This window comes from Pseudomonas sp. FSL R10-0399 (assembly GCF_009600165.1).
GTDB classification, from domain to species: domain Bacteria; phylum Pseudomonadota; class Gammaproteobacteria; order Pseudomonadales; family Pseudomonadaceae; genus Aquipseudomonas; species Aquipseudomonas helleri.
Genome location: NZ_WIWK01000008.1, coordinates 45006 through 63813 on the forward strand (window position 1 = coordinate 45006; position 18808 = coordinate 63813).

Genomic DNA, 18808 nt, shown 5'->3' on the forward strand with positions numbered 1-18808 from the left:
TCCCTGCGCGTCGCGATCTTTTTAAACACCCAAAGATCGCGAAGCTCGCTCCTGCACATTGCTTTATTGCTTGAGGTGTATGTCTGCACACCACTCGATCTGGGCCCAGTCGATTTCAAGGCCTAAACCCGCATTGCCCGGTGCGGTGACTTTCCCGCGTGGATTGGTGCGGATCGGGTTGGCTGTGGCAAATTCGAACAGCTCATATTCGCACGCCTGCTCGAAGTAGCTGCTGGTTGGCTGCCCGAGCATCAGGTGCAGGTTGGCAGCTTGTGCAAGCGCATGGCCCCAGCTTTGCAGTTCGACCTGAATGCCATTGGCGGCGGCGTTATGGATGATTTTAAGCGCGGGTGTAATGCCGCCGCAGGTCATCACGTCAACCCGTACCCGGCTCCAGCAGTGTTGCCGGACGGCAAAGGCCACCAATCGATAGTCGGTAATGGCATTGCCGGCCGCCAGCACCGGCACATTCAGCCGCGCCGTCAGTTGCTGATAGCCGGCAAGGTCATAGTCATCCAGCGGCGCTTCAAACCAGGCGTAACCCAGTTCACCCAGTAACTGGCCTACTCTCAACGCCGCGTTCAGGTCATAACGCTGTTCTACATCCAGCATCAGGGCCAGGCCTTTATCGGCATGTGCACGCTGCACCTGTTCAATCATCTCCAGGTCCCGTGCCGGATCGCACCAGCAGTGAAACTTGATTGCCCGATAGCCTCGCTCGGCCAGTTGTTGCACTGCCTCGACATAAGCGTGCGGCGTCGCCAGCACCGGAGTGCTGGCATAAGCGTCAATATGCTCGCGGTAACCGCCGAGCAGCTTGAACAAGGGCTGCCCGGCCGCTTGTGCGGCAATATCCCACAACGCAACATCAATCAGGGCTTGAGCTTGCGCCGAACGCGCATACGCCTTGGGATGAAAGTGCAGCCACAGTGCTTCGCGATCCAGTGCTGAGCGGCCGATCAGGTCCGGGATCATGTCGCGCAGCGTTTCAGCCAGTACAGCATCGCGATGATGCGAGGTGTAAGCATCCGTGGCCGCGCTGCCCACCACACCATCTCGGGTGGTGATACGAATAAACGTATGCGTGGTGCACGGCTCGGGTTGTTCCGGGGTCCAGGTAGAGCCGCGTACCGGCGGCGTACAGGCAAAGACTTCAACGTGTTCAATGATCAGATTCGTCATGTCTCATCTCCTGGATTCAGCGGTGAACGCGGTAGCGCTCAATCATGGCCTCGTCCAGCACCACGCCCAGTCCAGGTGTATCGGGCACAGGGACCTGGCCGTCATGCAGTGGCAACAGGTTTTTCACCAACCCCCGGAACAGCGGGCTGTCACTTTGTGAGTACTCGATCAGTTCACCGAATTCGCTGGCGGCGAGAAAGTGCACCGTGGCCGCCAGCAAAATTCCGGTGCTGAAACCGTGAGGGACCAATTGCGCGCCATGCAGTTGTGCCAGCTCGTAGATGTGGCGCATCTCGCTGATACCGCCGCAGCGGGTAATGTCGGGCTGAATGATCGCGGGCCTTGATGCTTCGAGGAAGTGACGGAATTCATGGCGTGTGGCCAGGCCTTCGCCGCCGGATATGCGCATGCCCGAGCGCTCAGCCAGATACGCCAAGCCGCGCGTATCGTCGGAGGGCAGGGGCTCTTCGATCCAGTTCAGATTGAACTCACGCAATGCATCACATTGCGCCAGTGCGTGCGGGTAGTTTCGCCAACGGCCCACCAGGTCGATTTGCAGTTGCACATCGTCACCGATTTCTTCCCGGATGACTCGCAGCAATGCCTGGTCTTTGCGCAGGTCCTCGCCAAATCCCGCGCCACCCAACTTGATGCTGCGCAAACCCTGGGCCAGCAACCCCCGCACAAGTTCACGGTTACCGGCTTCGTCGGGCCTTGGAATAAACGTGCCGTAAGCCGGGATGTGCTCACGGTATTTTCCGCCCAGCAACGTGTGCACCGGCACGCCGTAATGCTGCCCGGCAAGGTCCCAGAGTGCGATATCCAGCGCACTGATCGCATGAATCGCCGCCCCGCGGCGGCCCATGTATTCGGATTGGCGGTACATCTTCTTCCACAAGCGGTCGATTTCCAGCGGGTTTTCGCCCAGCAGTATGTCGCGCAAACCCTGACAGGTTTCGTGGGAGGCCGGGGTTTCGATCAAGGCTTTGACCACCGCCGGGGAACTGTCGGTTTCCCCGACACCGATCAGCCCGGTGTCGGTATGGATGCGCACGATCAACGCATCTTCACCCCATTCGCAGGGTTGATCGAGCGCAGGCACGCGCAACCAGATGGCTTCTACATCTATGATTTTCATGGCTGTGTTTCCAGAGTCGGTGCAGCACCGTGGCGTTGGTGGGCACGGGCGGCGCTTGCTTGGGCGGCATCCATGGTGGACAGGCGTTGGCTCTGTTCTTCGATCAGACTGGCGGGCATGGCGGCATAGTCTTCACGCAGCCATTTCAACAGGCCCCAGATTTTTACGAACAGGATAAAAATGAACGGGATGGCGGTCAGGATCACCGCTGTTTTCAAGGTGTTGAGTGAGGCGTTGATGTACAGCATCGCCAGTGGCAACGCGGCCAGCAGCAGGCACCAGAACAAACGCAGTGACGGCGCCGGGTCCTGGCCTTCGCGCAGATTGCGGGTGCTGGTTGCGGCAACGGTGTAGGCCACGGCGTCGAGGTGCGAGGCCAGGAAAACCAGCATCAACACGAAGTAGATGACCGACAGTACTTTGCCAAAAGGCAGGCTGTTCAACAGTAGCGAGACTGCCGCTTCGCCACCGGCACCGCTGAGCATGGCGGGCGCGTTGACCACATCGGTGATGAACTGGTGAATGGCAAAACTCTGCAGGCTGCCGAAGAAGAACCAGCACCCGCCGCAGCCCCCGAGGATCATGGCCATGACCACTTCCTTGATTGTGCGGCCCTTGGACACACGGGTGACGAAAATGGCCACGCCCGGCGCATAAGTGATCCAGTACAGCCAATAAAACACCGTCCAGCCGCGAGCAAATTCGCCGTTACCGGTTGGATCCGTGGCCAGGCTCATGTGGATGAAATTTTGCAGTGTCAGGCCAATAGCGTTGGCGGTGTTATTGATGCTGAACAGGGTTGGCCCAAGCAGCAATACAACCAGAGCGAAAAGCATGGTCATGCCGCAGGCCAGCTTGGCCAGGCGCTGCATGCCGGAGCTGATGCCGATCCAGGAACTGAGCGAGAACACCACGGTGACTAACATCACCAGACAGGCCTTGAGCAAAAAGCCGTCAGTCAGGCCGGTCAGATCGGACAGCCCTTTAGCCACGGTCGACGCGGTGAGGGTGGTGGTCAGGACCAGCCCGCCGAAGGTGGCAAACAGGAAGATCAGGTCGATGATTCGTCCCACCGGGCCGTGGGCCTTGAAGCCGGTAATCGCCTCAATAATGCCCGCCAGGCTCAGGCCTTTGTTTTTGCGGACATGGAAGTGGTACGCCATCGCCAGCGAGGCAATGCCGTAGATCGCCCAGGGGGTGATGCCCCAGTGAAAGAACGAGTACGCGATGCTCATTTCCAGCGCTTGCTTACTGGCGGAGGCAATGTCCAGGCCCGGTGTGAGGTAGTAATACGCCCACTCCATAAAGGCCCAGTACATGGTTGCCGAGCCGAGCCCTGCGCAAATGAACATGAAGATCCAACTGGTGTTTTTGTACTCCGGTTTGCCTTCGCCCAAGCGGATGTTGCCGTACTTGCTGAAGGCCAGACCGACGATCAGGATGACGCAGACAAACCCCAGCACTTGCACCAGTGTGCCGAAGGTCATGGTGGCGGAAGTGAACAGATGATCGGCCAGCACTTTGGCCTGATCGGGAAACATCATCAGGCCGATAACCGTCAGCGAAATCACCGCAATACTGGTGAAAATCAGGGTTAGGTCTTTCTGCGTGTTTTGCAGCATATTGAGTCCCAACTATTGTAATTATTGGATAGGCCCCCTTTATTTTCGGGGTCTGCGGCTAATGTAGGCAGGCTCTCGCGCAGAGAGAATCGCGATTTAGTAATGGACTGATAACGACCTCTTATGAATAAGTTCACAGAGCGTTTACCCCATCTCACGTTATTGCTGGCCTTTAAAACAGTGGCCGAGCAGGGCAGCTTTACGCGCGCGGCGAATCTGCTGCATTTGTCGCAATCGGCGGTCAGCCAGCAGGTTGTGAAGCTGGAAGAGGTTTTGGGGGTGCCCTTGTTTGTGCGCTCCACGCGCACCGTCACGCTGACCAAGGCGGGGGCAGCATTGCTGAGTGATATTCGCGGGCCTTTTGAGCAATTGGTTGGCGCGTTCGAAAAGTGTGCCCGGCAAGCAGCACCTCCGGTGTTGTACATCGAGGCGGAGCCGGTGATGAGTGCGTTTTGGCTGACGCCTCGGCTTAAACACTTCACTCGGCGTTTTCCGGCGCTGCATATTCAGCAGTTGCTTAGTACTCAGCGGGTCGAGTTTCCCGACGAAGTCGAGTTGGCCATCAAGTGGGGGACCGCTGATTGGCCTGGTTTTGAGGCCGAGTACTTGATGGGGCTTAACTATGTACCTGTGTGTTCACCTACGCTGGCGCAAGCCATCCATACACCGGCCGACCTGGCAAGTCAGCCGTTGTTGCACGACCGGCATTACCACGATTGGGAGAGCTGGCTGGCGCTTTACCCGCAGGCGGATTTGCAGGTGCGCACCGGGCATGTGGTGACGGACTCCAACGTGCTGGCGCAACTGGCGATCGAGGGGCATGGCGTGGCTTTGTGTGCCATCGAACTGTGCGAGCGGGCCGTGCGCAATGGAGAGTTGGTGATTCCGTTTCCTCACCTGAGCATGCGGCACAAGCTCGCTTATTACTTGCTGACGCAGCGGCAAAAAGGCGTCAGCGAAATGACCCGTCAGTTTATTGAGTGGATCAAGGGTGAAGCGCAAGGCCATTAATCCTCCAACACTGGCGTGTGAACGTGGGTGACGTTCACACGCCACTCCCGGTTAGAACTTGAACGTTACGCCCAACTCGGCACTGCGGGGTGCTCCCAGAAACACCTGCGTCGATGAATAGCCGGAATACTCACCATAGAACGCGTTGGTGAGGTTGCGGCCGCGCAAGGTCACGGTGGCGTTTTTCAGCTCATAACTGATCGATGCATCCAGCGTGGTGTGGCCCTCCACAAAATAGGTGTTGGCCGTGTCGGTGTAGAACCCGCTGGCGTGCTTGACGAAAGCCCCAAGCGTCACTGGCAAGGTGTTCAAACGGTACAGCACGGCGGCATTGGCGGTGGTGTGCGGGACGTTGACCGGGTGGTTGCCGGAGCGATCCGCGCCGCCCGCTTCGATCAGTTCGTCGTAGCGCGCATCCACCAGCGAAACCCCCAGATCGAGCTGCAGTTGCGAGGTCAATTGGGTCGATGTGCTCAGCTCAATGCCCTTGGAAACCTGGCTGCCCCCTTGAATGGTCAGCGTCGCGTCGTTGGGGTCGCGGGTCAGAATGTCATTGAGACGAATCCAGTACAGCGAGCCCAGCACCGTGGTACGCCCGTCAAAGGCACTGGCCTTGAAGCCGACTTCCACTGAACGCCCTTTGGACAGGTCGAAGCCGCCATTGGCGGTCGAGATCAGCAGCAAGGACGACACCGGTGTCACGGCCGTTGAGTACTGAGCGTAAAGCTGCACGTCAGGCGTCAGGTTATACACCGTGCCCATGCGCCATGAAAACGGCCGGTAGGTCGGGGTGAATGACTGCCGGGTGCCCAGGTTGAGATCGGTGATGGCACGACGCAGGTCGATGTCTTCGTAGCGCACGCCGCCGACCCATAACCAGTCGGGTGTCAGGTTGAAGGCGTCTTCGGCAAACAGCGCGGTGGTGTCCATATTGGACTGATACACCACATTGTTACCGGCGCCGGGCCAGTTGTTGCTGTCGCTGGACGGGAAGCTGCCGACATCCGGGTTGTGCGGGTCAACCGAAGTAGTGGTGCCGTTTTGTCGGGGGTTGCTGAAGCGGGTGTAGTTAAATTCGCCACCGACCGTAAACCGGTTACGGAAATCGCCCAGCAGCGTGTCGTTAGTCGCGCTCAAGCGTTCGCTCCAGAACTGATGATCGTGGCTGATGCGCTGGTCGGTGCGGTCCAGCAGTCCGGTGCTGCGGTTGTAGGTTTGCTCGCCCGAGAGGAAGAAATCTCGCCTTGCGGTGTAGTAACTGGCCAGGTTGTTGAGCGACCAGTCATCGTTGAGGCGGTAATCCGTGGTCCAGCGCAACGCAGTACTGCGGGCCCCTGAGTGCGCGCCGTCCGGGCTGTAGTTCAGGTAGCGGGCCGATTTGTCGATGACCAGGCCATAAGGGTTTTTGACGATACCGCTGGCGTGGCCCGCCGCGGAAGCGGCCACCAAGGGCGAGCCTTGGTAGGCCGAGTCGTAGGAATCGTCGAAATGGTCAATGGCAAACAGCATCGACAGGTCGTCATTGGGGGTGTAGAGCAGGCTGCCCGTCAGGCCCAAAGCGCTGGTATTCTGATGGTCGATGTCGTACAGGCTGTCGGAACTCAGCGAACTGATGTCCGCCCGCACGGCCACGGTGTCGGACAGCGGCTGGTTGACCCCGATCGCGGCACGTCGAGTGTTGAAACTGCCAGCACTGAACATGCCGTCCACGTGCTGGCCATCCAGGCTGGCCTTGCGCGTAATCATGTTCACCGCGCCGCCCAGCGCGCCTTCGCCAGACAACACCGAAGACGGGCCCTTGAGCACTTCGACACGCTCGTAGTTCCAGGTGTCGACATCACGGGTGACAAGGGTCGAGGAAGCCACGCGCACGCCGTCTTGCATTACATTAATTGCACTGCCACTGAAGCCGCGCATTGTCAGTACGGCCGGGTTGCCCGGGACGTTGCCGACCGTGGCGCCGTTGATGTCGGAAAACACCTCTTTGGTGGTGCGTAGGCCTTTGACCTGCATGTCTTGCTGAGTTTTGACCTCGACCGTGGCCGGGGTTTCGCGGGCGGTGAGGCCCAGTCGGCTGCCGGTGGTGTTCTGCTCATCCAGGTGCAGCGGGTCCTGCAGCGGGGAGAGCGCGGTGGCGTTGACCTGTAACGCCTCTAGGACCACGGGTGTGGGGGCGTCGGCCAGGGCCGGGAGTTGCCAAATGCTGGCGCTGGCCAGCAGCAACGGTTTGATCGGCAAGCCGGTACGTTTCAACAGGGCGAGCAAGTGCCCTGACGCCACAGGCGCCATTTTTACAATGTGTTCAGACATGTTTTCACCACAAAGCCGCGCGCACACGCACTGCGCGCCGGCATAACGTTGTCGAATCAGTGAGCGACGCAGGTGCGCGCCGTGAACGAACGCGCAGTTACGGGGCTTGTGGTTGAAGCCTGGGGATTACGTAGCGGGGCGGGGGTTTGAGCGGGCCACGGGGCTGGGCTCGAGTGGGGCGTGCACGGCGGATCAGCCAGCCCAGTGCGATAAAGAAGATCAACGCCTGAGCGACCGAGGCGGCAAATGTGCAGGTGTCTTCCATGGCTTTCATGGACGTTGGTGACATGTCGCTGATCTTCGACATGTCTTTCATGGCATGGCTGGGGGTGTGGCTCATGCCGCACTCCATCCGTGTAGGTGCCCGCGAAAACGCACCGAGCATCTGCCCGTGGCAGATACTGCAGGCGAGGCCGTTGAACAGGATGAAAGCCAGCAGCATCCAGGCAACGAGCGAACGGTGGTCACGGGAAAATCTCATGGGGCGGGAATCTACCACTGCTTTTTCTCGACTCACAGCGATGTGTACCGAGCTTGCGCTCTGGCGAGGCGCCACGCCGCGTCAATCAAGCGATCAAGGGTGGTGCGACAAAATGGCACGCGCCTCAGGCAAGTGCTTGATACAGCCGCGTTTTCTGCTGAGTGCGGATTTGCTGCGGGTGTAGGCTGTACAGATTTCGCTGGCCAGTAGCATGTATTCACTAGGCATAACAGTTTATCGGGATGTAATATCATTACATTATATTTCGAGCGACCCGCGTGAAGACTCTCCGATCCCCCCTTGTTGCAGGCATTGTCAGTTCTGCGCTGGCCCAGTCTGCGGGTAAGCGACTGTTAACCTCGTTGTGTGTGTTGGTGGTGTTGTGGCTGGGCATCGCCTGGGCGGTGGCGATTCCATGAGTGCAGCGAGCATTAGCCTGGATGACCTGACCGTCACCTATGAGCGCCGACCGGCGGTGCATCACATTAGCGGTTGCTTCGATGCAGGCAGCCTGACGGCGATTGTCGGCCCTAACGGTGCCGGCAAATCGACGCTGATCAAAACCATTGCCGGCACGCTAAAGCCCGCCGCCGGGCGGGTCGATCGCGGCAATCTGGCACTGCGCAATCTTGGTTATTTGCCGCAAGCGGCCGAGATCGATCGCAGTTTCCCCCTGAATGTTGTCGATACGGTGCTGATGGGCGCATGGCGCAGTATCGGTGCCTTTCGTGGCGTCAGCCGTGAGCAAGCCCGGCAGGCCCAAGAGGCCTTGATCGCCGTCGGGCTTGAAGGGTTTGAAGATCGCAGTGTCGGCTCGTTGTCGTCCGGGCAGTTTCAGCGGGTGCTGTTTGCACGTTTGTTGATGCAGAACGCCTCGGTGATTTTGCTGGACGAACCCTTTACCGCCATTGATGCCCGCACCACTCAAGACCTGCTCAAACTGATCCGCGACTGGCACGGTCAGGGCCGCACCGTGATCGCGGTGCTGCATGACATCGAACAGGTGCGCAAACATTTCCCCAATACGCTGCTGATGGCGCGTGAGGCGATTGCCTGGGGCGACACCGCGACCGTGTTGCACGCTGACAATTTGCGCCGCGCGCGCAACATGGCCGAGTACTGGAGTGACGATGCCACGGCCTGCGATATGAACGAGGAGCAGCCCTCATGATGCTGTATCAGATGGTCGTGCAACCGTTTGTTGAATTTGGCTTTATGCGCCGCGCCTTGGTGGCTTGCCTGGCGCTGGGTATCGGCTCCGGCCCGGTGGGGGTGTTGCTGATGTTGCGGCGCATGAGCCTAGTCGGCGATGCGATGAGCCACGCGGTATTGCCCGGTGCGGCCGTCGGCTTTTTGTTTGCCGGTTTGTCATTGCCCGCCATGGGCTTTGGCGGGCTGATCGCTGGACTGTTGGTGGCGTTGCTGGCCGGGTTGGTCAGCCGCTTTACGACTTTGCGCGAAGACGCCAGTTTCGCGAGTTTTTACCTCACATCGCTGGCTGCCGGTGTGTTGATTGTCTCGTTGCATGGCTCCAGCGTGGACCTGCTGCACGTGCTGTTCGGCACCATTCTGGCCATCGACAGCCAGGCCATTTTCATGGTCGGCGGCATCGCCTCATTCACCTTGATCGTCCTCGCCCTGATTTATCGACCGCTGATACTGGAGTGTTTCGACCCCGGCTTTCTGCGCGCGGTGGGCGGTAAAGGCTCGTTGTATCACGTGCTGTTTTTGCTGCTGGTGGTGCTCAATCTGGTGGCCGGTTTTCAAGCGCTGGGCACGTTGATGGCGGTGGGCATGATGATTATCCCGGCCACCGTGTCGCGGTTCTGGGCCACATCATTAAGTGCGCTGATGATCATTTCGACCGTGATCGCCACGCTCTCGGGCTTTATTGGCCTGATCGTTTCGTTTCATGCCGGCGTCGCCTCCGGCCCGGCGATTGTGCTGACCGCCAGTGCTTTTTATGTGATTTCGCTGCTGTTTGGCCGCAGTGGAATTGTCCGTCGCTTGCTCCCGAAAACGCATCTCACCCACTGATTTCCGACACTCACCCAAAGGGGATTCGCATGAAGCCAAAAATGCTGCTGGCTGCTGTTTTTGCATTGTCGAGTATGGCCGGTCTTGCCCAGGCAAAACCCATCGAAGCGGTGGCTTCATTCACCGTGCTTGCCGACATGGTGCAAAACGTGGGCGGTGACCATGTGCACGTGACCTCGCTGATCGGCCCTAACGGCGACCCGCATGCCTACGAGCCAACGCCTAATGACGCGCAGGCGTTGAAGCGGGCCGATCTGGTGTTTGTCAGCGGCTTGCACCTGGAAGGCTGGCTTGACCGCTTGATCAAGGCGTCGGGTTACCAGGGCCAGCCGGTGGTGCTGTCCAATGGCATCAAGACACGCAGCATGGAAGAAGACGGCAAGCGCATCACCGACCCGCATGCCTGGAACAGCGCGGCGAACGGTGTGGTGTATGTGCGCAACATCATCAGCGCCTTGCAAAAGGCTGACCCGGCCAATGCCAGCGATTATCAGGCCAAGGGCGAGCAGTACATCCAGCAGTTGGAGCAACTGGATGCTTATGCCCGCGCACAGGTCCAGGCAATCCCCAGTGACAAACGCAAGGTCCTGACCTCGCACGATGCGTTTGGTTACTTCGGCGATGCTTATGGCGTGACCTTCCTGTCGCCGCTGGGCTTTTCGACTGAGACTGAAGCGTCGGCTTCGGACGTGGCCAAGCTGATCAAACAGATCAAGCAAGAACACGTCAGCACCTACTTCTTCGAAAACTCCAGCGACCCGCGGCTGGTCAAGCAGATCGCTGATGCCAGCGGCGCGCAGCCGGGTGGCGAGCTTTACGTTGAATCGCTGTCACCTGCCGATGGCCCGGCGCCGACGTATGCGCAAATGTTCCGCTACAACGTCGACAAGCTGACGGCGGCGATGAAGGGGAATTAAAGCGTCTGTACTCTGTGGGAGCGGGCTTGCTCGCGATGGGATCGACAAGGTGTAACAGATAGACCGAGTCGCTTGCATCGCGAGCAAGCCCGCTCCCACAGGGAGGAATGGCGCTCGTCACAGCTGTCCGACAATCATTAATGCGATATAGATATATTAAATAGTTCTTTTATTACCAATGGTTCGGGTTGTTAGACTTCAAGGCTAATGGCCTGCACTGCTGATCAGTGGCGGGGTCACGTTCTTAAGTTTTTCTTCTGAGATCCTGAGATGAGAATTAGCCTTCTGAGTTCGGCCGTTGCAGTTGCTTTGTCTCTCGTGAGCGCTGGCGTTTTTGCCGATGTCGCCGCCATCAAAAACAAGGGCGAGATTGTGATCGGTACCTTGGGTACTGATGAGCCCAACAGTTTCGTTGACCCCAAAACCCGCCAGATCATCGGTTACGAGATTGATCTGGGCAATGAAATTGCCAAGGACCTGGGCGTCAAGCCGGTCTACAAACAAATCGCTGTAGCGGCGCGAATCCCAGAGTTGCAGCAGGGCCGCGTCGATCTGCTGGCCGCCTCGCTGACCCACAACAAAGAACGTGAGGCGCTGGTCGATTTCTCGTATTCAGTGTTGATCACCGGGCAAAAAGCCATGGTGAAGAAATCCAGCGGCGTGACGGCACTTGATCAACTGGCCGGGGAAAAAATCCTCACCGTCAAAGGCGGTACTCAGGAACCCAACATCCTCAAGGCGTTGCCGACCGCTAAAGTCGTGACCTTCGATACTTCGCAACAGGCACTGTTGGCGTTGCAGCAAGGTAAAGGCAAGGCGTTTGTCGATGATGAATCTGCGCTGACCAACGATTTTGCGAAGATCGGGGCAGGCGCCAAAGGTTACGCAATTCTTCCTGAAAACCTCAGCACCGAAGCGCTGGCGCTGGCATTGCCCAAAGACAGCGGCGACTTGAAAGTGGCCGTCGACAAGACTCTCGCGCGTCTTGAAAGCTCGGGTGAAGCCGAGAAGCTGTACCTGAAATGGTACGGCCCGGGCACCAAATCGAACCAGGCCGAGCGCCATTTCAAGATCGACTCCGATCAGGTTGAGTAACCGCTGCCATTAGGCGGGCCGGTCATGACATTGCTGGTCTGGTAACCCCAGGCAACGCCAATGAATGGCCGGCCGGTCTCCAAGAGTTTTGCGCGAGATGCTGGATTTTGATTATTCGTTACTCCTGAGCGGTCAATACCACGACATGCTGCTCAGTGGCTTGATGCTGTCCATCAAGCTCGCCTGTGTCACGTTAGTGTGCGCACTTCCGTTGGCCCTGTTCATTGCCTTGCTGCGCCTGTCACCTGTGCGGCCGCTGCAATGGCTGGGTTTTGCCTACGTCGAGTCCATCCGCAATATTCCGCTGCTGGCGCACATGCTGTTCTGGTATTTCGCGGCGCCCGAGTTTTTGCCTGAGTCCTTTCGCGAGTGGCTCTACGCCGGCAACATTGAGGCCATCAGCGCCATCGTCGCACTGACGCTGTACACCGCAGCCTTTATGAGCGAAGACATTCGCAGCGGTATCCGTGCGATCCCCATTGTGCAACTGGAGGCCGGGCGTGCCCTGGGCTTTGGTTACCTTGCAAGCATGCGTCTGGTGGTCTTGCCGCAAGCCTTGCGGGTGACCGTTGCGCCGCTGATCTCGCAAACCCTCAATCTGTGGAAAAACACCAGCATCGCCACGGTGGTCGGTGTGGCCGAGTTGATGTATCAGGCCGGGCAGGTTGAAACCGCAACATTCCGCAGCCTTGAATCCTTTGCCTTTGCCACATCGGCCTATCTCAGCGTGTCGCTGCTGATTACCGGTGCTGCGGCGTGGTATCAACACCGCTACGTGCAGGCGAAATCACGATGACCACCTTAGAGTTGATCGATTCGTACTGGGTGTACTTCCTGGTCGGTCAATACCCCAACGGGCCGCTTGGCGGGTTGGCGCTGACCTTGATCCTGGCGTCTGCCGCGCTGGTATTGGCGATGCCGCTGGGTGTGCTGTTCGGCCTGGCGCGGCTCAGCCCGTGGCGCTGGCTGCGTTGGCCGGTCACGGCGCTGGTGTTTGTGGTGCGCGGCACCCCGTTATTGATGGTGATTTTTTGGGCGTATTTTTTTCTGCCCAGCCTCACCGGCTTCAAGACCGACCAGTTCACCACCATGCTGATTGCACTGGTGATCTTCGACGCAGCGTACCTGTCCGAGATCGTTCGCGCGGGGGTGCAGGGGCTGGATCGCGGGCAGGTGGAGGCATCGCGTTCGCTGGGGTTCGGCTATTGGCGCACCATGCGCTGGGTGGTCCTGCCACAGGCGCTGCGCACCATGTTGCCGTCGCTGGTTAACCAGTTTGTCTCGACGATCAAGGAAACCTCATTGGGCTACATCATTGGCCTTACGGAAATCTCCTTTATCGCCTCGCAGATCAATACCCAAGTGTTCACCATGCCGGCTCAGGTCTACCTGATTCTGGGGCTCACGTATTTTGTGTTGTGCTTTGGCCTGTCGCGTTTCGCCTTCTGGCTGGAGCGGCGTCAGACGCAACGTGTTTCCTTAACTGACAACAGCAAGGTGACCTGATGATTCGCCTGGAAAAAGTTAACAAGTGGTACGGCACCTATCAGGCACTGGTGGATGTCGATGAGCACATTGCCAAGGGCGAGGTAGTCGTGATTTGCGGGCCGTCAGGGTCGGGCAAATCGACCTTGATCCGCACCCTCAATCGTCTGGAGCCGATCAAGTCCGGGCGCATTCTGATAGATGGCCAGGACATCCACGCCAAGGACCTGGACCTTAACCAGTTCCGCTCACACATCGGCTTTGTGTTTCAGCAGTTCAACCTGTTCCCGCACCTCACCGTGCTGGAAAACTGCACGCTGGCACCGATTCGTCTGCGCGGCCTGAGCCGGGCAGACGCTGAAAAAGAAGCCATGGCGTTACTCGACCGTGTGGGCCTTGCGCACAAGGCGAGTGCCTTTCCGATCAACTTGTCCGGTGGTCAGCAGCAGCGCGTGGCCATTGCCCGGGCGCTGGCGATGCGCCCACCGTTGATGCTGTTTGACGAGCCCACCAGTGCACTCGACCCGGAGATGGTCGGTGAAGTGTTGCTGGTGATGCGCGACTTGGCCCGCGATGGCATGACCATGGTCGTGGTGACCCACGAGATGGGCTTTGCCCGTGAAGTGGCTGACCGGGTTTTATTTATGGACCAGGGCCGGGTACTCGAACGAGCGCCTGCCGAAAGCTTTTTCCAGAACCCGGAACATCCGCGCACGCAGAAATTTTTGGCGGATATCCGTACACCTTTTTCGTCTGCCGTTTGAGGGCTGAGTGGTCATGAGCACTGCGATCCGAGAGTTACCCATCATTGATGTGGCGCCATTGTTCACTGCAAGCGGGCGCAGTGAAGTCGCCGAGCAGATCAGCCGCGCCTGCCGCGAGCAGGGGTTTTTCTATGTCGTCGGGCATGGCATTGACCCGGCACTGGTAGAGCGCCTTGAAGCCTTGAGCCATGAGTTTTTTGCGCTGGACGAAGCCACCAAACTGCGCTGGCGCATGGAACTCGGCGGACGTGCCTGGCGGGGTTACTTTCCGCTGGGCGGCGAACTGACCTCAAACCGCCCCGACTGGAAAGAGGGCCTGTATCTGGGCACTGAGCTGGACGACACAGCACCCGAAGTCGTGGCCAGGACCCCGGTGCATGGTGCAAACCTGTTCCCGGATGTCGTTGGTTTTCGCGAGACCATTCTTGCCTACATGGAGGCGGTGACTCAGCTTGGGCATCGGCTGCTCGAAGGCGTCGCCCTGAGCTTGGGGCTGGACGCGCAGTATTTCAACGACCGCTACACCGCCGACCCGCTGATACTGTTCCGGCTGTTCAACTACCCCTCGCAACCCGTGCCAGAAGGGCTGGATGTGCAATGGGGCGTGGGCGAACACACCGATTACGGGCTGCTGACCATCCTTCATCAGGACAGCATAGGCGGCCTGCAAGTGCGCACCCCACAAGGCTGGATTGAAGCGACACCGATTCCCGGCGCGTTTCTGTGCTACATCGGCGACATGCTCGACCGTATGACCGGCGGCCTGTACCGCTCGACACCGCATCGCGTGGCGCGTAACACCTCGGGTTCTGACCGCCTGTCATTCCCGCTGTTCTTCGACCCTAACTACCGCGCCCGGGTCCAGCCAATTGCAGGCTTGCCTGCGGTTGAACAACAAGACGATAGCGCCCAACGCTGGGACCAGGCCAACGTACACGCCTTCAACGGGGAATATGGCGACTACCTGCTGAACAAAGTGTCGAAGGTCTTCCCGCAACTGCGTGAGAGCGTGTTGTAAATCCAGCTGTAGGAGCGAGCTTGTCTCGCGATCTTTTGATGCTAAAAGATCGCGAGGCGATGTATGCCGGTGTAGTCGCTGACGAGGCACGAGGCTGCGAAGCGGTCCGCATGACAGCTGTGGCTTAAAAAGCAGGTAAAAATGTGTGCAGGTTTGTGCCCTGTTATTGGACAGATCGCTTACGTGTAAAGCGCGAAGAGGAGAATACTGAACAACGAGGGAGAAGCAGAAGTGGAGCGGGTAGAGGGAATCGAACCCTCAACTAAAGCTTGGGAAGCTTTCGTTTTGCCACTAAACTATACCCGCTCAAAGCGGCTAACTTTGTACCAGAAGTCGGCCTAGATGAGAAGTTTTTTATTCTTGAAACGGGCATTTCAGGGCGTTGGTTAAAACCTTTTCGTGTTTCAAACACCGTTACAGCGCTACTGACAGTCGCTGTGCGGGCCTTGTGATGACAGGCGCTGGCGGTTTTAAAAAGTCGAGCAAGGCAATCTTGCTGATGTGGCTGGCCTGTTTGTGTTCCATGTCCAGAAAGTGTCCGGTGTTTTCTACGCTAACAAATTGGCTGTCGCGGATCGCGTGTGCAAATTGCCGTGCGTCATTGGCGGCGGTGTATTCGTCCCATTCGCCATTGATGAACAGCACCGGTATTTCAATGCGTTGTGTGGCCTTGAGATAGCACTGAGGGTCGCCGCTCAGCACCTGGTTGATGTGAAAGTGCATCTGCGCGTACTCGTGTTCGGCCAAGGTGCTGACGTGCCGGTAGTTGAAGCGCTTGAACAGGGAAGGTAGGTGTTTGCCCAATGTGTCGTTGACCAGGTTGCCGACCTGCGTGCGGTTGCAGTCCGCCAGGCAGCGGCGGCCGCGCTCCAGGTAGTTGCGCATGGGGACATTGATGAGGGGCGAAAATGAGCTGATGACGGCTTTTTCGATACGCCGGGGTGAACTGGCCAGGGCGGTCAGCGCGGCGGTGCCTCCCCATGAAAATGACAGCACGTACTGGGCGTCGAAGTGCTCAATCAACTCCAGAAGCACGTCGGCTTCCAGTTCTTTGGTCAGAGGGGTCTGATGCCGGTTATGGGGTTTGGACTGGCCTGCGTAGGGCTGATCGTAAAGGACGACGTTGAGGTGCGGGTGCAGGTTTTTGACGGTTTGGGTGAACGAGGCCGTGGTGGACATCGACCCGTTGACCAGAATGATGGTGTTTTGCGCGGTATCAGAGCGGTAGAACTCAGTGTGAATTCGATACTGCCCCTGAATGTCGAGCACAGCGATTTCGGGCTTCATCATGGGTCTGACTCCAGTGAATCGAGCGTCTGTCAGACTGATAATGCGCCGCGATTGTGACAGGCAGGCGTGGCCTTAAGCGCAGTTCACATCTGTAGGAGCGAGCTTGCCTCGCGATCTTTTCAACGATCAAAAGATCGCGAGGCAAGTTCGCTCCTACAGCGGTTGCATCGCAGGGCAGCACTGTTGGATTTCCTCTGACGTCAACGCACGGTATTCGCCCGGGGCGAGTCGGCTGTCGAGCATCAACGGGCCAATGCTTTCACGGTGCAGGCGCACGACCTTATTGTCGAAGTAGCCAAACATGCGTTTAACCTGATGATAGCGACCTTCAACAATGCTTAAGCGCGCCGAGCGTGGGCCGAGCAGTTCAAGTGTGGCAGGCAAGGTGGTCAGGTCTTCGTAGGCGAAATACACGCCCTGTTCGAACCGGGTGATGTAAGCGTCAGTGATGTCTTGTTCCGTCTCGACGTAGTACACCTTGGGCAGTTTGGTTTGCGGTTGTGTCAGGTGGCGAGACCAGTGACCGTCATTGGTGATGAGCATCAAGCCGCTGGTGTTGAAGTCCAGTCGACCCGCGATGTGCAAGTCGTGCTTGTCCGCTTCGTTCAGCAGATCCAGCACGGTCGGGTGCTCGGGGTCCTGGGTGGCGCTGACGCAGCCTGGCGGTTTGTGCAGCATGAAATAACGCGCGGGTTTGCCGGCTTGCAACACGTGTTCATCCAACTCAACCCGGCTGAACTCGCGGATGTCATGGTGCGGGTCAGAGACGATCTGGCCATCCACCCGCACGCGCTTTTCAATCAGCAACAAGCGAGCCTGCTGGCGGTTGAACTGGGGTAGGTTGCTCAGAAAACGGTCTACTCGCATAGCGATCAATCACAAGAGATACAGGCGTGCATATTACGCGAGGTGTTCTGGGGGCGCTGGAGGTAATTGGCTGAGTACGTCGGCGCAGCGGGGACACAGGCACGCGCTGTTGCGTTGCTCGGGCGCCAAAGCCCGCAGGATCTCAGGATCAATGCTGACGCTGTAACACCAGCAGGGCAGATGCTCGGTCTGTGCACTGGCCATAGAGCAGTCATTACGCGCACCACAGGCGGGGCAGAGGTCGGGGGCTGTCATGTCGGGTGTCCGTGGAGTGGCTGGCATCGGTGGCGCCAGTGTAAGCCTTGTGCAATGGCGCTGCGCTATACACCTTATCGCGTACGGGCCTGGCCACTGGTCTGAGGGTTAGTGTTGCATGGCACTGAGTCTGCTTTTTGCGGTCATATAAATCGTCAGGCAGCATTGCTGCTTGGCGCCGTCCAGCGCCGCTGGATCGTGCCCCTTCGCGGTCCAGGAGGCCGCCATGTTCCGACGTCTACTCACTATTGTGGTATTGGGTTTGGCTGTGTCTGCGTGTGTGCCTTATAACTCGGGTTACAGCGTTTATCGCTCTGATGTTTATACGGTGCCAGCACCTTATTACTACGGCGTTTACCGACCTTATTACGTCTACCCGCACCCTTACTACGCCCCGTCGCCACACTACTGGGCCCCAGGGTCCGGGTATCACTATGGTTATGGGGGAGGGTACGGCCGAGGCTGGGGAGGCCGATAAAGCACAGAGCACGTAACGCGACTAATCCCTGCGTCGCAGGCTGGCGTGCGTATCGTCAGTCTGCGCTGCGGGTATTGATCAATTGACAATGGGAGCGAGCTTTTCTAGTGTCCGCGGCATTGTTTTTAAGGGTGTAGCCATGACGTCGGATGATCGTATAAAACTTGAAGCTGCCTGGAAGCAGGCTTTGCGTGAGGAGTTCGATGAACCCTACATGGGTGAGTTGCGCGAGTTTTTGCGCCAGGAACATGCCGCCGGAAAAGAAATCTACCCGCCCGGGCCGTTGATTTTCAATGCGCTGAACTCAACGCCGCTGAATAACATCAAAGTGGTCATTCTGGGGCAAGACCCCTATCACGGACCTGGCCAGGCTCATGGTTTGTGTTTCTCGGTTCAGCCGGGTATCGCAGTGCCGCCATCGCTGGTCAATATCTATAAAGAACTCAAGCGTGACTTGAATATTGATATCGCGCCTCACGGCTGTTTGCAGTCCTGGGCGGATCAGGGCGTGTTGTTACTTAACACGACGATGACTGTGGAGCGGGGGATAGCCGCCTCCCATGCCAAAAAAGGCTGGGAGCGTTTTACCGATCGCATTATTCAAATCGTCAGTGAGCAGCAACCTCAGCTGGTCTTTTTGCTTTGGGGCGCCCATGCGCAGAGCAAGCAAAAGCTGATCGATGCGACTAAACATCTGGTGCTGACCTCGGTGCACCCGTCGCCGTTGTCGGCTTACCGTGGTTTTATCGGCAATGGGCATTTCAGCCGTACCAACAAGTTTCTTGAGCAAAATGGCCTGACCCCGATCGACTGGAAGTTACCGCCTGTTTGATCAGGGCTCATACGCCGTTGGCACAC

General features: G+C 58.2%; 19 protein-coding genes and 1 tRNA gene. 11 read left to right on the forward strand and 9 right to left on the reverse strand.

The annotated features are described in order from the left end of the window. Positions 1-63 precede the first annotated feature (63 nt). From GHO41_RS03955 to GHO41_RS03965, 3 genes are read right to left on the reverse strand one after another with little or no spacing between them, the layout of a single operon-like run. The gene (locus tag GHO41_RS03955) at positions 64-1182 is read right to left on the reverse strand and encodes a mandelate racemase/muconate lactonizing enzyme family protein (protein WP_153433000.1); all 1119 of its coding nucleotides are present in this window, start codon (positions 1180-1182) and stop codon (positions 64-66) included. A gap of 16 nt (positions 1183-1198) precedes the next feature. After that, positions 1199-2320 carry a mandelate racemase/muconate lactonizing enzyme family protein gene (locus GHO41_RS03960; protein ID WP_048368040.1) on the reverse strand — a complete coding sequence of 374 codons (1122 nt, stop codon included), beginning with the start codon at positions 2318-2320 and terminating at the stop codon, positions 1199-1201. Further along, a complete protein-coding gene (locus GHO41_RS03965; protein ID WP_153433001.1) occupies positions 2317-3942 on the reverse strand; it encodes a BCCT family transporter in 1626 nt (541 codons plus the stop codon). Before GHO41_RS03965 ends, GHO41_RS03960 begins: the two co-directional genes overlap by 4 nt. A 123-nt stretch (positions 3943-4065) precedes the next feature. Here GHO41_RS03965 and GHO41_RS03970 point away from each other — a divergent pair, with 123 nt between their 5' ends. Then, positions 4066-4953, forward strand: coding sequence for a LysR substrate-binding domain-containing protein (locus GHO41_RS03970; RefSeq protein WP_048368037.1), 888 nt, complete (start codon positions 4066-4068; stop codon positions 4951-4953). 51 nt (positions 4954-5004) lie between these two features. Here GHO41_RS03970 and GHO41_RS03975 read toward each other — a convergent pair whose 3' ends face one another. Next, positions 5005-7263, reverse strand: coding sequence for a TonB-dependent siderophore receptor (locus tag GHO41_RS03975; protein WP_206541190.1), 2259 nt, complete (start codon positions 7261-7263; stop codon positions 5005-5007). A 97-nt stretch (positions 7264-7360) separates the two neighbouring features. Next, positions 7361-7744: a DUF2946 family protein gene (locus tag GHO41_RS03980; RefSeq protein ID WP_153433002.1), complete on the reverse strand. Its 384-nt coding sequence runs from the start codon at positions 7742-7744 to the stop codon at positions 7361-7363. A gap of 278 nt (positions 7745-8022) precedes the next feature. Between GHO41_RS03980 and GHO41_RS03985 the strand changes: the two genes are divergently transcribed. The 9 genes from GHO41_RS03985 (at position 8023) to GHO41_RS04025 (ending at position 15060) form a co-directional block, all read left to right on the forward strand. Continuing rightward, entirely contained in the window at positions 8023-8163 is a 141-nt protein-coding gene (locus tag GHO41_RS03985; protein ID WP_153433003.1) for a hypothetical protein, read from the forward strand. Beyond that, positions 8160-8915: a metal ABC transporter ATP-binding protein gene (locus tag GHO41_RS03990; RefSeq protein ID WP_153373707.1), complete on the forward strand. Its 756-nt coding sequence runs from the start codon at positions 8160-8162 to the stop codon at positions 8913-8915. Before GHO41_RS03985 ends, GHO41_RS03990 begins: the two co-directional genes overlap by 4 nt. Then, positions 8912-9781 (forward strand): metal ABC transporter permease, encoded by an 870-nt coding sequence (locus tag GHO41_RS03995; RefSeq protein ID WP_153433004.1) that lies wholly within the window; start codon positions 8912-8914, stop codon positions 9779-9781. The genes GHO41_RS03990 and GHO41_RS03995 overlap by 4 nt, the downstream gene beginning before the upstream one ends. A 29-nt stretch (positions 9782-9810) precedes the next feature. Then, positions 9811-10698: a metal ABC transporter substrate-binding protein gene (locus GHO41_RS04000; RefSeq protein WP_153326226.1), complete on the forward strand. Its 888-nt coding sequence runs from the start codon at positions 9811-9813 to the stop codon at positions 10696-10698. Between the two features lie 270 nt (positions 10699-10968). After that, a complete protein-coding gene (locus tag GHO41_RS04005; RefSeq protein ID WP_048368029.1) occupies positions 10969-11793 on the forward strand; it encodes an ABC transporter substrate-binding protein in 825 nt (274 codons plus the stop codon). Between the two features lie 97 nt (positions 11794-11890). After that, a complete protein-coding gene (locus GHO41_RS04010) occupies positions 11891-12589 on the forward strand; it encodes an amino acid ABC transporter permease (RefSeq protein WP_048368027.1) in 699 nt (232 codons plus the stop codon). Then, entirely contained in the window at positions 12586-13299 is a 714-nt protein-coding gene (locus GHO41_RS04015; RefSeq protein ID WP_153334140.1) for an amino acid ABC transporter permease, read from the forward strand. The genes GHO41_RS04010 and GHO41_RS04015 overlap by 4 nt, the downstream gene beginning before the upstream one ends. After that, a complete protein-coding gene (locus tag GHO41_RS04020; protein ID WP_048368023.1) occupies positions 13299-14042 on the forward strand; it encodes an amino acid ABC transporter ATP-binding protein in 744 nt (247 codons plus the stop codon). The genes GHO41_RS04015 and GHO41_RS04020 overlap by 1 nt, the downstream gene beginning before the upstream one ends. A 13-nt stretch (positions 14043-14055) precedes the next feature. Then, the gene (locus GHO41_RS04025; RefSeq protein ID WP_153433005.1) at positions 14056-15060 is read left to right on the forward strand and encodes an isopenicillin N synthase family oxygenase; all 1005 of its coding nucleotides are present in this window, start codon (positions 14056-14058) and stop codon (positions 15058-15060) included. A 232-nt stretch (positions 15061-15292) separates the two neighbouring features. On the opposite strand, the gene GHO41_RS04030 is transcribed toward GHO41_RS04025, so the two are convergent. The 4 genes from GHO41_RS04030 to GHO41_RS04045 all read right to left on the reverse strand — a co-directional run bounded on the left by GHO41_RS04030 (position 15293) and on the right by GHO41_RS04045 (position 17472). Continuing rightward, positions 15293-15366: transfer RNA gene (locus tag GHO41_RS04030), tRNA-Gly, on the reverse strand. A gap of 108 nt (positions 15367-15474) precedes the next feature. After that, complete coding sequence (locus GHO41_RS04035) at positions 15475-16347, reverse strand: alpha/beta fold hydrolase (RefSeq protein ID WP_178126466.1); 873 nt, start codon at positions 16345-16347, stop codon at positions 15475-15477. Positions 16348-16503: 156 nt separating this feature from the next. After that, entirely contained in the window at positions 16504-17217 is a 714-nt protein-coding gene (locus GHO41_RS04040) for a pseudouridine synthase (RefSeq protein WP_153433007.1), read from the reverse strand. Positions 17218-17250: 33 nt separating this feature from the next. Next, entirely contained in the window at positions 17251-17472 is a 222-nt protein-coding gene (locus tag GHO41_RS04045) for a cysteine-rich CWC family protein (RefSeq protein WP_153433008.1), read from the reverse strand. 617 nt (positions 17473-18089) lie between these two features. Here GHO41_RS04045 and ung point away from each other — a divergent pair. Next, positions 18090-18782, forward strand: a complete 693-nt coding sequence (gene ung, locus GHO41_RS04050; protein WP_153433009.1) for a uracil-DNA glycosylase — start codon at positions 18090-18092, stop codon at positions 18780-18782. The last annotated feature ends 26 nt before the right edge of the window (positions 18783-18808 follow it).